Source organism: Kineosporia sp. A_224, from assembly GCF_002198655.1.
Classification (GTDB): domain Bacteria; phylum Actinomycetota; class Actinomycetes; order Actinomycetales; family Kineosporiaceae; genus R-H-3.
In genome coordinates this window covers 1-12,295 of sequence record NZ_MWLN01000206.1, presented here as the reverse complement: position 1 = coordinate 12,295, position 12,295 = coordinate 1, and the positions used below count along the sequence as shown (strand labels likewise).

The following is a 12,295-nucleotide window of genomic DNA, read 5'->3' as shown; positions in this document are numbered from 1 at the left end:
TGTGAGGAGGTCTCGCCGTGGCAGTCGCGATCAGGACCGAGGCGCTCACGAAGCGGTACGGCTCGACGCTCGCGCTCGACGCGCTCGACCTCGAGGTCGAGCAGGGTGAGGTCTTCGGCTTCCTCGGCCCGAACGGCGCCGGCAAGTCGACGACGATCGCCCTGCTGCTCGGCCTCGCACGGGCCACCGGCGGGCACGCGACGATCCTCGGGATGGACGTCTGGGACGACGCCCCGCGGCTGCACCGCAGGCTCGCCTACGTGCCGAGCGTCGCGGACCTGTGGCCCGGTCTCACCGGGGCCGAGACGCTGCGGCTGCTCGCGTCGGTCCACGGCAGCGTCGACGAGGCCTACCGCGCCGAGCTGCTCGACCGGTTCGAGCTGGTGCCGGACAAGAAGGTCCGGGCGCTGAGCCACGGCAACAAGCAGAAGATCCCGCTCGTCGCGGCGTTCTCGAGCCGGGCCGACGTCCTCCTGCTCGACGAGCCGACGACCGGGCTGGACCCGTTGATGGAGCAGGTGTTCCGGGCCTGCGTGCACGAGGCCCGCGACCGCGGCCAGACGGTCTTCCTCTCCTCCCACATCCTCGCCGAGGTCGAGGCGGTCTGCGACCGCGTCGCGATGCTGCGGGCCGGCCGGCTCGTCGAGTGCGGTACCCTCGAGGTGCTCCGCCGGTACAGCGCACTGCGGGTGCGGGTCGTCCTCGCCGGGCCGGTGCCGGACCTGTCCGGCGTCGACGGCGTCCGGGCGCTGCGGGTCGACGGCCAGGTCGTCGAGTGCGACGTCGCCGGCTCCGTGCAGCCGCTGCTCACCGCGCTCGCCGGTTCGGTCGTGGAACGGATGACGACGACCGAGCCGTCGCTCGAGGAGCTCTTCCTCTCCCGGTACGGGGAGGCCGGCGCGACGCCGGTGGTCGCGCCGTGAGCACCGCCGAGGCGCTGCGGCCCGCGACGGAGGGTCCGGTCCGCCGGACGCGGGGCGGCGCGGAGCGCGCCATCGCCCGGCGGGCTTTCCGCCAGGTCCGCGTCGGGGCGCTCCTCGTCGGGCTCACGACGGGGCTGTCCGTCTACGCCACCGCCACCGCCTACTCGAAGACCTACCCGACCGCGGCCCTGCGGCAGCAGGCCGCCGACCTCGTCGGGAGCGACGCGGGGCTGCGGATCCTGCTCGGGCCGATCGGCGAGATCGCGACGATCGGCGGCTACACCGTCTACAAGAACTTCGCCTTCCTCACGACCGTCGGCGCGGTGTGGGCGGTCCTCGCGGGCACCCGGGTGCTGCGCGGGGAGGAGGACGCGGGCCGGTGGCAGCTGCAGCTCGCCGGAGCCACCCGGCCCGGGCGCGGGACGGCGGCCGCGCTCGGCGGGCTGGCCGCCGGCCTGCTCGTCGTCCTGCTGCTGGGCACCGGGCTGTCGCTGCTCACGGCCCGGGACCCCGCCCTCGGGATGCCGGCCGGCAGCACCCTGCTCTACGGGCTGACGCTGGCCGCGGTCCCCGCGGTCTTCGCCGCCGTCGGTGCGGTGACGTCGCAGCTGGCCCGGACCCGGCGGACGGCGACCGGCCTCGGCCTCGCGGTCGTCGGCGCGGCCTTCGTGCTCCGGATGGCGGGCGACGCCGGCGACCGCACCGCCTGGCTCGGCTGGCTCACGCCCTTCGGCTGGGCCGAGCTCGTGCACCCGTACACGCACCGGGACGCGCGGCCGCTCGTCCTCGCGCTGCTGGTCGCCGGTGCGCTGGCGGCCACGGCCGTCACCCTGGCCGGCCGCAGGGACGTCGGGGACGGGCTGCTCGCGAGCCGGGACACGGCCGCGGTGCGGCCGTTCGGCCTGCGCACCGCCTTCGGCCTGTCGCTGCGCCTCGAGCTGCCGACGCTCGTCGCGTGGGTCGTCGGCGCCCTGCTGACCGGGCTGCTCATGGGGTCGTTCGCCGTCATCACCACCCAGGACGTGCCGGACTCGATGCTCGACATGCTGCGCCGGTACGGCCTCGAGGGCAGCTTCCTCGAGGAGTTCCTCGGGATCGCCTTCCTCCTGCTCGGCACCGTCGTCGCGCTGCTCCCGGCGAGCCAGACGTCGTCCGCGGTCGACGAGGAGACCTCCGGGCGGCTCGTCCACCTCGTCGCGGCACCCGTCGACCGCCGCACCTGGCTCGCGGGCCGGATCCTCGTCACGATGGCCGCGGTGCTCGCCGCGGCGGTCCTCGGCGGGGCCGGCGTCTGGGCCGGGGCCGCCGTGCAAGGGCTGCGGCTCGACCTGGCCCTCATGCTCGGGGCCGGGCTCAACGTCGTCCCGACCGCCCTCGTCGCGCTCGGCGTCGGGTCGCTCGTGCTGTCCCTGGCGCCCCGGGCCGCCGGCGCCACGGTCTACGCGGTCGTCGTCTGGTCGGTCTTCGCCGACCTCCTGGCCCCGCTCAGCGGTGCGCTCGAGCAGGTCGGGACGCTCTCGCTGTTCCACTGGATGGCGCTCGTCCCCGGGGAGGCCGCCGACCCGGCGACCGTCACCGCAACGGTCGCCCTGGGGCTGGCGCTGTGCGCGGCCGGGGTCGTCCTGTTCACCCGCCGCGACCTGCGCAGGGACTGACCGCCGGCGCGGGCGTGCGAGGATCGGGGCACGTCGAGCCTGGAGGGCCGTTGCACGAGCGCGTCGCCGACAGCGGCCCCGGTACGGACGACCGCACCGACGCCCTCGACGCGCTCCCGGACACCGGCCTGCACCGCGCCTGGCTCGTCGCCGGGGTGACCTTCGGCGTCCTCGTGGCGGCCGCGGCGTTCCGGTCCTCGACCGGTGTCCTCATCGAGCCCATCGAGGCGACCTTCGGCTGGTCCCGCGCGCTGACGTCCGGTGCGGTGGCGCTGAACCTCGCGGTGTTCGGGCTGGTCGCGCCGTTCGCCGCGGCCTTCATGGAACGCTTCGGCCTCCGCCGGGTCGCCGTCGCCGCGCTGCTCGCGATCGCCGCCGGCACGTCCCTCACCCTCGTCATGACCCGGCCGTGGCACCTCGTCGTCCTCTGGGGGCTCGTCGTCGGCGGGGCGACCGGCTCGCTCGCCTCCGTCGTCGGGCCGATCGTCGCGAACCGCTGGTTCGTCCGGAACCGCGGCCTCGTCACGGGGATCTTCGCCGCCGGGTCGGCGACCGGCCAGCTCGTGTTCCTGCCGACGATCGCCCGGCTGACGACCGCGCAGGGCTGGCGGTCGGCGAGCCTCGTCGTCGCCGTCCTCGCGCTCCTCCTGGTGCCGTTCGTGCTCCTCGTCGTCCGTGACCGCCCCGCCGACGTCGGGCTGCTGCCGCTCGGTGCCGACGGCCCTGACGACCCGCGGATCTCCCGCCCGGCGGCGTCGACCGCAGGTGCCGTCCGGACGGCGCTGCAGAACCTCGCGCAGGCCGCCCGGGTCCGTGAGTTCTGGGTGCTCGCCGGCACCTTCTTCGTCTGCGGCTGGTCGACGAACGGCCTCGTCGGCACCCACTTCGTCGCGGCCGCGCACGACCACGGGATGCCGGCGACGACCGCCGCCGGCCTGCTCGCCCTCGTCGGCGGGTTCGACCTCGTCGGCACCGTCGCGTCGGGCTGGCTCAGCGACCGGGTCGACCCGCGGTACCTGCTCCTGGCGTACTACGGCCTGCGCGGGCTCGCCCTGCTCGCCGTGCCCGCCGTGCTCGGCCCTGCCGTCGCGCCCCCGCTGCTGTTCTTCGTCGTGTTCTACGGCCTCGACTGGATCGCGACCGTGCCGCCGACGGTGGCCCTGTGCCGCGAGGCCTTCGGGCTGGAACGCTCCGGTGTCGTCTTCGGCTGGGTGTTCGCGAGCCACATGGTCGGGGCCGCCGTGGCCGCCCAGTTCGCCGGGGCCGTCCGCGAGGTCACCGGCTCGTACTCGACCGCCTGGTGGACGGCGGGGGTGCTGTGCCTCGTCGCGGCCGCCGCCTGCCTCGCCGCCCGGCGCACCCCGGCCGCGACACCCGCGCCCGCGACCGGCTGAGGCAGTCGTGGTCCGCCGGATCGTCCTCGCCCGGCACGGCGAGAGCGTCGCGAACGTCGAGCACCGGTTCGCCAACCGCGCGCTCGGCCCGCCGCTCACGGCGAGCGGGCACGACCAGGCGGACGCGCTCGCCCGCGCCCTCGCGGGCCAGGGCATCGGCCTCGTCGTCACGAGCCCGTTGCTGCGCGCCCGGCAGACCGCCCGGGTCGTCGCGCACACGCTCGACGTGCCGCTCGAGGTCGCGGAGGCGTTGCGCGAGTACGACGTCGGCACCTTCGAGGGCACGACGGACGCCGCCCACTGGGCCGCGTACGAACGCACCGAGGCGGCCTGGGACGCCGGCGAGTGGACGGCGCGGACCGGCGGCGGCGAGAGTCTCGCGGAGATCGAGGAGCGCCTCACCGGCTGGTTCACCGAGGTGCGCGGCCGACCGTGGCCGGAGGTCGTCCTCGCCGTGTCCCACGGCGGCGTCCTGCGCCGGCTGCTGCCGCGCGTCGTCCGGCCGCAGGACGCCGACCGGGTCCGCGGGCTGACCCTCGCGACGACCGGGTACGTCGTCCTCGCGCTGCCCGACGACCCGTCCTCGGCCGCGGCCGTCGTCCACGTGTGACGGTCAGCCGACCGGGCCCGCCGGGGCCGCCGCCCCTGTCCGGACCGGGAGCATCTGCGAGACGAGGACCTTCGTGGCGGTCATCGGGTCGAGCGACGTCTCCATCGCCAGCGCCGCGTCGTCCACCCGGAAGACGTGGGACACCATGTCCTGGAACGGGATCGCGGTGCGGTGCCGGGCCAGCAGGGCCAGCGTCCCGGCGTACGCCTGCAGGTCCTCGCCACCGACGCCCATCACGGTCAGGCTCCGGCCGCAGACGACCGCGGGGTTGAACGCCTCCGGACCCATGTCGACGAACGCGCCGACCTCGAGGATCGTGCCGGCGTCCCGGACGAGCGTCGCCGACAGCTCGAACGAGCCGCGGAACCCGGTCGCGTCGACGACGACGTCGGCGCCCTCGCCGTCGGTGAGGTCGAGCACCTCGGCCCGCACCGCCGGGTCGGCGCCCTCCACGTCGGCGCCGACGAGCACCGTCGCGGCCCCGACGAGCCGGCGCGCGAGGGCCAGCCGCAGCGGTGACCTGTCGACCGCGACGACCTGCCCCGCGCCCATGAGCGCCGCCTTGACGAGGTGGGACATCCCGAGCGACCCGACCCCGACGACGGCGACCGTGTCCCCGGGCCGGAAGCCGCCGGGGCGGCGTCCGGCCGCGACCCGTTCGAGCGAGTGCGTCACGGCGAAGATCTCGGTGAGGACGGCGACCTCGGACGGCAGCTCCGCGGGCACCTTGAAGACCGCCGTCCCGGGCCGCAGGTAGAGCAGCTCGGCCCAGCCGCCGAACAGGTGCGGCGCCTGCGAGCACGTGAGCGAGTTGCCGTAGTTCTCCAGGTTGCGGCACAGGACGTACGCCGACGCCCGCCGGCAGTTCCGGCACGTCCCGCAGGCCCGGTTCGGCGCCGGCACGACCCGGTCGCCCACCTCGACGGCGCTGCCGTCGTGGGCCCGTGCGCCGCCCGGGCCGACGGCCTCGACGATGCCGAGGTTCTCGTGGCCCTGGATGATCGGGAACGGCGTGGTGCGCTCCATCGGCGTCCCGGCGTACTGCACGGTCTCGCCGCGGTAGGTGTGCTTGTCCGTGCCGCAGATGCCCGACGCGACCATCCGCAGGAGGACGGCGCCCGGTTCGAGGTCCGTCGGCACCGGGTAGTCCCGGACCTCGATCCGCCCCGGTTCCAGCAGCGTCGACGCACGCACGGTCGCCATGTCCCGGTCCCTTCGCCGTCGCGCACGCAGCGCGGTGCGCGGCACGGTACACGCCACCGGTTCGTCCTGGCCGGTCAGGACGCCGCACCGGCCTTCGTCCCGGCGGACAGGCCGACCGGGACAGCGGACCGGCACAGATTCGGCCCAACAGGACGAATCGCAGATCACATCCGCTGCGTACCTTGTCGCCACCACGGACGCGCCCCGGCAGCGTCCCGAGCGGCCGGGACGGCCGGCCGCCGATGGACCAGCGAAGGAGCTGTGCGCCATGCAGATTCGCGGCCAGGAGGTCCTCCTCCCCACCTCGGCGGTGTCAGCCTTCCCGCGGCCGCACTGGCTCCAGGGCCGGGTGCTCGGCAGCCTCGCCGAGCCCGTCTACCGCAGCCACAACCTCCGCGTCGCCTACGAGGACGCGAGCAGGATCTGCGCCCGCGAGCAGGAGCTCGCCGGCCTCGACGTGCTCTGCGACGGCGCCCAGTACTACGAGTGGGAGGCCCCCGGCTTCCAGCTCGAACCGATCTTCCACTTCATCCCCGAGAACCTCGGCGGCTTCGCGCCGTACGGCCCGCCCGGGGACGGCGCGAAGTACGCGCCCTTCTACAAGGCCCAGGTCGTCGGCCCGGTCGAGTGGAAGCGCTCGATCTTCGAGCCCGTCGTCAACGCGATGAAGGGCGCCACGGACAAGCCGTTCAAGGTCGCCTTCCTCGGCCCCGCGCAGCAGAGCATCATCTGCGACGACCAGCACTACGGCGACGGCGTGGCCTTCGCCAAGGACCTCGCCCGGGCGATGAACGCCGAGCTGCGGCACCTGCAGGCCATGGGCTGCGAAGGCGTCCAGCTCATCGACGTCCTCGCGCCCTACACCCAGGACATGTGGCAGATCGAGTGCCAGCAGATCATGTTCGAGGGCATCACGATGATGAAGTTCTGGCACATCTGCTACGGCAGCGTCGACGGCCAGCGCGACGTCTTCGAGGCCAAGACCCGCGAGATGATCCCGCTCTTCGAGGCCTCCCCGGTGGACGTCATCCACCTGGAGTCGACGAGCGCGGAGTTCGGCGACCTCGACCCCTACAAGGACTTCCCGAAGGACAAGGTGCTCGGCCTGGGCGTCGTCGACGCCAAGAACTACATGGTCGACAGCGTCGACGTCATCGCCGACCGGATCCGCCGCCGGCTGGAGATCGTGCCGCCGGAGCGCTTCCTCGTGGCGCCCGACTGCGGGCTGGGGTACTTCAGCCGGACGACGGCCTACGCGAAGCTGCGCAACCTCGGCGAGGCCGTGGCACGGGTCCGCGCCGAGCTCTGACGGGATGCCCGGACCGTTCCCGGACGACGTCATCGGGAGCCAGCTCGACGCCGGCGACCACGTGTGCGCCTTCTACCGGAGCCCGGCCGAGCGCGACCTGCTGCTCGTGCCGTTCCTCGCGGCCGGGCTGGTCGCCGGTTCGCGCTGCACGTGCGTCGTCGACAGCACGCCGCCGGCCGCCGTCCTCGACCTGCTCTCGGTGCACGTGGACGTCGACCGGCACCTCGACGAGGGTCGCCTCGAGGTGCTCGGCTCGGACGAGACCTACTTCGCCCGCGGCGGCTTCCTCCCCGAGGAGATGCTGAGGTTCTGGGAGTCGAAGGCCGGGTCGGCCGGGTCCGGCGTGGTCCGGAACATCGGCGACATGAGCTGGGCGCACCGCGACAGGCCCGGCGTGGAGAAGATCGCGCTCTACGAGTCGGCGCTCAACCGCGTCATGGGCAACGTCCCGCAGGTCAACGTGTGCCTCTACGACCTGACGCGGTGCGACGGCCGGCTCGTCATGGACGTGCTCAAGACGCACCCCAGGGCGATGATCGGCGCGATGGTCGTCGACAACCCGTACTACCTGCGGCCGGACGAGTTCCTCGCCGACAGCGACGACCTGCTCGCCGGGGGCGGGGGAGCGGGCTGACCCCCGGGCGGGTCAGCCGCCCGGCGGGCAGGGCGTGGTCCGCAGGGCGGTGAGGGTCTGCCAGGCCCGGGTCGCGAGCTGGAGGTTGAAGCACGTCTCGGGGTCGGACAGGTCGTGCCCGGTGATCTGCCGGATCCGCTGGAGCCGGTACTTCAGCGTGTTCCGGTGCACGATGAGCGCGGCCGCCGTGGCCTCGTAGTTGCCGCCGCGGTCGAGGTAGTGCGTCAGCGTGCGGACGAGGTCGGCGCTGCGCTGGGTGTCGTACGCGAGCAGCGGCCCGATCCAGCGCTCGACGAACCGCTCGACCTCGTCGAGGCTGTCGTTGCCGATGAGCAGGCGGTAGACGCCGAGGTCGTCGAAGCGGACGGCGCGGTCGTCCCACTCGGCGGTCTGGAGCAGGTGCATCGCCAGCCGGGCCTGCCGGTACGAGCGCGGGAAGTCGTCGACGGCCGAGCACTGCTCGCCGACGGTGATCCGGGCGGTCCCCCCGCCGAGGTCACGGATGACGCTCTGCCGCAGGCTCTCCCAGTCCGCCTCGTGGTCCGCGAGCAGGATGACCTGGGCGCCGCGCGCGACGAGCAGGGTGCCGGCGGGTTCCTCGCGGGCGGCGTGCCGGACGGCCTGGAAGAGCGCGTCGTTGTCCTTGGAACGGCCGTGGCCCTCGACGACGACGACCCGGTGCGGGCGCTGCAGGTCGTACCCGAGCGCGGTCGCCCGCGCCAGCGCGCTCTCCTCGTCCGTGCCGGTGAGCAGCTCGTCGACGAGGTCGCGCCGGATCCGCAGCTCGCTCTCGGCGAGGCTTCGCACCCGGGCCAGCTCCATCGCGAGGATCGTCGCGCCGTGCTCGAGCGCCATGACCTCGTGCTCGCCCGCGGTGCCGCCCGGGTCGACGAGGCAGATCACGCCGAGAACGTCGCCCTGCGGGTGGGCGAGCGCCACGAGCGTGCCGCCCTCGCGGATCGGGCGCCCCGCGGCCTGCGCCCGGCGCAGCAGGGCCTCCCGGCGCGGCGCCGGGTCCTTGGGGTAGGGGTCCGGCCGGTTCGGCCCGGCCCAGGCGCGCAGGTTGCCGTACCGGTCCTCGATGGCGACCGGCAGCCCGGTCAGCTCGTGAACCGCGCGCGCGATGCCGTCCCGGCCCTCGTCCGAGACGGCGACGGACGTGAGCCGGGCGTGGATCTCCATGCTGCGCTGCAGGGCCTCGACCGTGCCGCGCAGCCGCTCGTTGACGAGGGCGAGCTCGTCCGCGGTCGCGAGCTCCTGGGCGTGCAGCTGACGGTTGGCGAGCGCCGACCCGGTCTGCTGGGCCAGCGCCCGCAGCAGGAACTGCTCCTCCGAGTTCGGCTCGGCGTCCGCCGCCACCACGAGGAAGCCGTAGTCCCGCAACGGGCTGCCGAGCGGGTACGCCCAGGCCCACGTGACGTCCTGGAGGGTCACGGCGCCGCCCATGGCGCCGATCTGCGTGAGCTGCCGGCCGAGCCCGACGGTCGCGGTCGACCGGGTCGCCCCGCCCGCCTGCTCGATGCCGACGACCCGGCACCGGGCGAGCGAGGGGACGGCGGTCATCGCGAGGTCGAGGATCTGCCGCTCCCCGGTGCTCTCGGTCATGAGCTGACCGAGGACGAGCAGGCTGCGCATCGTCGAGAGCAGCCCCCGGCCGAGCTGGTGGGGGATCTCCAGCTCGGGGGCGCTCATGCGACCGCGAACTCTTCGGGCTCGACGTACCAGGGGTTCTCCAGGAGCTGCCCGGACATGAGCACCTTCGGGTGCGTCCGGAGCAGCTCCATGAGGACCTGGCCGTCGGTGAACCGCTCGAGGTCGTACAGGCAGAGGATCACCTGCGGGTACCTCGGGAGGAACCGGTTGAGCCGCGCCTCGTAGCGCACGAGGTCCTCGACGCCGGGCAGGTCGCGCAGCGCCCAGGTCATCTCGCCGACGGCCCGGACGAAGGTGTACCCGGACCGGCGGACGGCGCTGCCGACGCCGGCCTCCCAGAAGTCGAGCATCCGGTCCAGGCAGAACGTGCCGTCCGGGATGTACGCGGCGTCCGAGGTGAGCAGGTCGAGCTGGCCCGAGCTCAGCGACGCCTCGACGTCCGCCTCGAGCGAGAGCGGCTTGGTGACCTGCTCGACGTCCGGGTCGTCCATGACGCAGATGACCTTGTCGCCGGCGAGGATCCCCTCGCGCAGGTACGGCAGGAGCACCTCGTCGCGCTGCGCCGGGCCGCGGTAGAACGCGCAGATGTGGTCGCCCGGCGCCATCGCCATGCCCGGCCGACCCATCGTGATCGGGGTCGTCGTCATCGACGGGCCCCCGCGGTCATCGTCCATACCGTTCGAAGTGTCGCGCGAACAGGGACTCGGCGTCCACGGTCTTGGGCGCGATCACCCTGGACACCCACGTCAGGTTGACGAAGTGCCGGGCGTTGACGTTCTCGGTGGTGATCGTGCCGCCCCACGTCCCGCAGGACAGGCTGAGCGTGAAGGGCAGGCCGTTGCGCGGGCTGCCGGCGCCCTCGTTGAGGTTCTGGTTGACGAGCACCCGGGCGGTCTTGGTCCCGAACGCGAGCGCGTCGACGTGGGCGTCGTCCGCGGTGTGGATCCCGCAGGTGTGGCCCAGCCCCTGGTACCCGGTGATCGCGTTGACCTGGGCGACGGCGTTCTCGATGCCGCCGGAGTAGCGGTACAGCGCCAGGACGACGGAGAGCTTCTCGCCGCTGAACGGGTGGTCGTGCCCGACGCCGTCCTCGAGGACGACGAGGAACGACGTGGTCTCGGGGACCTCGACACCGGCCAGCCCGGCGATGACGCCCGCCGACTTGGCGATGACCGTCGGGCTCGGGATCTCCCCGCCGTCCGGCCACATGACGGCCTGCAGGCGGGCCTTCTCCTCGGGGGTGCAGACGTACCCGCCCAGGCCCTGGAGCCGCTCGAGGAGGTCGTCGTAGACGTCGTCGTGGGCGACGACCGAGTTGTCCGCGAGGCAGCTCGTGGCGTAGTCGAAGGTCTTGGCGACGGCGATCGCGGTCGCGGCGTCCGCGACGTCCGCGGTCTCGTCGACGACGTGGACGGCGTTGCCGACGCCGACCCCGAAGGCCGGGGTGCCCGAGGAGTAGGCGGCCTTGACCATGCCGGCGCCGCCGGTCGCGACGATGAGGTCCGCGGCCTTCATGAGCTCCTGGGTGTGGGCGATCTTCGCCTCCGGGAGCACCTGGACGAGGTCGGCGGGGGCGCCGACCTGCTCGCAGGCCTCCCGCATGTAACCGACGACGGCGTCGGTGGTCCGCTTGCTCCGCGGGTGGGCCGCGAAGACGATCGCGTTCCGGCCGGCGAGGGCGCACAGCGCCTTGACCGGCGGCGTGGCGTCCGGGCCGGTCGTCGGGACGAGCCCGGCGACGACCCCGACGGGTTTGGCGATCTTCACCAGGCCCCGCGCGGGGTCCTCCTCGACGATGCCGACGGTCTTCGTGGCCCGCAGGTCGGACAGGACGCCCAGCACGCGTCGCTGGATCTTCGTCACCTTGTCGGCGTAGTTGCCGAAGCCGGCCTCGTCGACCGCCAGCCGGGCGAGCTCCTCGGAGCGGTCCTTGCGGGCCACGGCGTAGGCCACGGCGGTGGTGAGCTCCTCGACCTTGTCCGCGTCCCAGTTCTCCACGGCCGCCTGGGCCGCTCTCGCCCTGGCCACGACCTCTGCAACGTCCACGTGCCGGCCTCCCGCGTCGTCGTCCTCGTGACGGGCGCCGACGTCGGCGGCCCGGAACCCCGTCCCGCTGCGCCGCGGCACGCCGAGAGGCTCGGCGGGCGTCCGCGGCGCCGGTGGCGGGACGTGTCCGTGAGAGTACGTGCGGGTGCCGGGGGGAGCGTCGGCCCCACAGGACGAACATCCGGGTCAGCCTGGTCCTGGGGAGCCGAGGCGCGATCGGGACGACGTGCTCAGACCGTGATCTTCCAGTCGACGGCGACCGCCCCTGTCGGTGACGCGAGCACCGGGTTGAGGTCGAGCCCGGCGACGCCCGGACGGGTGGCCAGGAGGTCCCCGGCCCGCACGACCACGGCTGCCAAGGCGTCGAGGTCGACCGCCGCCGTCCCGCGGCCGCCGGTGAGCAGCGCCGCGCCACGCAGGCCGAGGAGCAGGTCGCGGGCCTGCGCGTGCGAGAGCGGCGCGAGGGCGAAGGCCACGTCGTCGAGCACCTCGACCCAGATCCCGCCCAGGCCGACCATGACGACGGGGCCGAACGAGGGGTCGCGCAGCGCGCCGACGGCGACCTCGACCCCGGTCAGCTGGGGGCTCACGAGGACGGCGTCCGTGCCGGCGAGCAGGTCGGCGGCCGCGGCCCGGACGGCCGCGGCGTCGGCGAGGCCGAGCCGGACGCCGCCGGTGTCGCTGCGGTGCGCGGAGCGGGCGACCTTGACCACGACCGGGAAACGACCGGCCGTCGTGGCGGCGTCGGCGGCCTCGTCGGCGGTCGTGCACACGGCGGCGGCGACGACGTCGATGCCGCTGCGGCGCAGCAGGTCCGCGACGGCGACCGGGTCCGTCGCGTCGGGCCGCTCCGGGACTGTGGCCGCGG

At 74.1% G+C, this 12,295-nt stretch carries 11 protein-coding genes; 6 read left to right on the top strand and 5 right to left on the bottom strand.

From position 1 onward, the window contains the following. The first annotated feature begins 17 nt into the window (after window positions 1–17). From EDJALFJO_RS25495 to EDJALFJO_RS25480, 4 genes are read left to right on the top strand one after another with little or no spacing between them, the layout of a single operon-like run. Window positions 18–923, top strand: coding sequence for an ABC transporter ATP-binding protein (locus tag EDJALFJO_RS25495; protein ID WP_088289133.1), 906 nt, complete (start codon window positions 18–20; stop codon window positions 921–923). Further along, window positions 920–2,578, top strand: a complete 1,659-nt coding sequence (locus EDJALFJO_RS25490) for a hypothetical protein (RefSeq protein WP_088289132.1) — start codon at window positions 920–922, stop codon at window positions 2,576–2,578. The genes EDJALFJO_RS25495 and EDJALFJO_RS25490 overlap by 4 nt, the downstream gene beginning before the upstream one ends. A 50-nt stretch (window positions 2,579–2,628) precedes the next feature. Further along, entirely contained in the window at window positions 2,629–3,972 is a 1,344-nt protein-coding gene (locus EDJALFJO_RS25485; protein ID WP_198950632.1) for an MFS transporter, read from the top strand. A 7-nt stretch (window positions 3,973–3,979) separates the two neighbouring features. Further along, window positions 3,980–4,582 carry a histidine phosphatase family protein gene (locus EDJALFJO_RS25480; protein WP_088289131.1) on the top strand — a complete coding sequence of 201 codons (603 nt, stop codon included), beginning with the start codon at window positions 3,980–3,982 and terminating at the stop codon, window positions 4,580–4,582. Window positions 4,583–4,585: 3 nt separating this feature from the next. Here EDJALFJO_RS25480 and EDJALFJO_RS33735 read toward each other — a convergent pair whose 3' ends face one another. Then, on the bottom strand, window positions 4,586–5,785 hold the full coding sequence (locus EDJALFJO_RS33735; protein ID WP_158220565.1) for a zinc-binding dehydrogenase: 1,200 nt from the start codon (window positions 5,783–5,785) through the stop codon (window positions 4,586–4,588). A 268-nt stretch (window positions 5,786–6,053) separates the two neighbouring features. On the opposite strand from EDJALFJO_RS33735, the gene EDJALFJO_RS25465 reads away from it, so the two are divergent. Together EDJALFJO_RS25465 and EDJALFJO_RS25460 are read left to right on the top strand one after the other, a co-directional pair. Further along, a complete protein-coding gene (locus EDJALFJO_RS25465; protein ID WP_158220564.1) occupies window positions 6,054–7,094 on the top strand; it encodes a hypothetical protein in 1,041 nt (346 codons plus the stop codon). Between the two features lie 4 nt (window positions 7,095–7,098). Further along, window positions 7,099–7,728, top strand: a complete 630-nt coding sequence (locus tag EDJALFJO_RS25460; RefSeq protein WP_088289129.1) for an MEDS domain-containing protein — start codon at window positions 7,099–7,101, stop codon at window positions 7,726–7,728. Between the two features lie 12 nt (window positions 7,729–7,740). On the opposite strand, the gene EDJALFJO_RS25455 is transcribed toward EDJALFJO_RS25460, so the two are convergent. The 4 genes from EDJALFJO_RS25455 to EDJALFJO_RS25440 form a co-directional block, all read right to left on the bottom strand. Then, a complete protein-coding gene (locus EDJALFJO_RS25455; RefSeq protein WP_088289128.1) occupies window positions 7,741–9,420 on the bottom strand; it encodes a CdaR family transcriptional regulator in 1,680 nt (559 codons plus the stop codon). Next, window positions 9,417–10,055: an MEDS domain-containing protein gene (locus EDJALFJO_RS25450; protein ID WP_233150031.1), complete on the bottom strand. Its 639-nt coding sequence runs from the start codon at window positions 10,053–10,055 to the stop codon at window positions 9,417–9,419. Before EDJALFJO_RS25450 ends, EDJALFJO_RS25455 begins: the two co-directional genes overlap by 4 nt. Next, the gene (locus EDJALFJO_RS25445) at window positions 10,045–11,427 is read right to left on the bottom strand and encodes an aldehyde dehydrogenase family protein (RefSeq protein ID WP_088289192.1); all 1,383 of its coding nucleotides are present in this window, start codon (window positions 11,425–11,427) and stop codon (window positions 10,045–10,047) included. The genes EDJALFJO_RS25450 and EDJALFJO_RS25445 overlap by 11 nt, the downstream gene beginning before the upstream one ends. A 230-nt stretch (window positions 11,428–11,657) precedes the next feature. After that, window positions 11,658–12,295, bottom strand: a 638-nt coding sequence (locus EDJALFJO_RS25440; RefSeq protein WP_198950630.1) for an acetate--CoA ligase family protein, incomplete at its 5' end; no start/stop codon positions are given.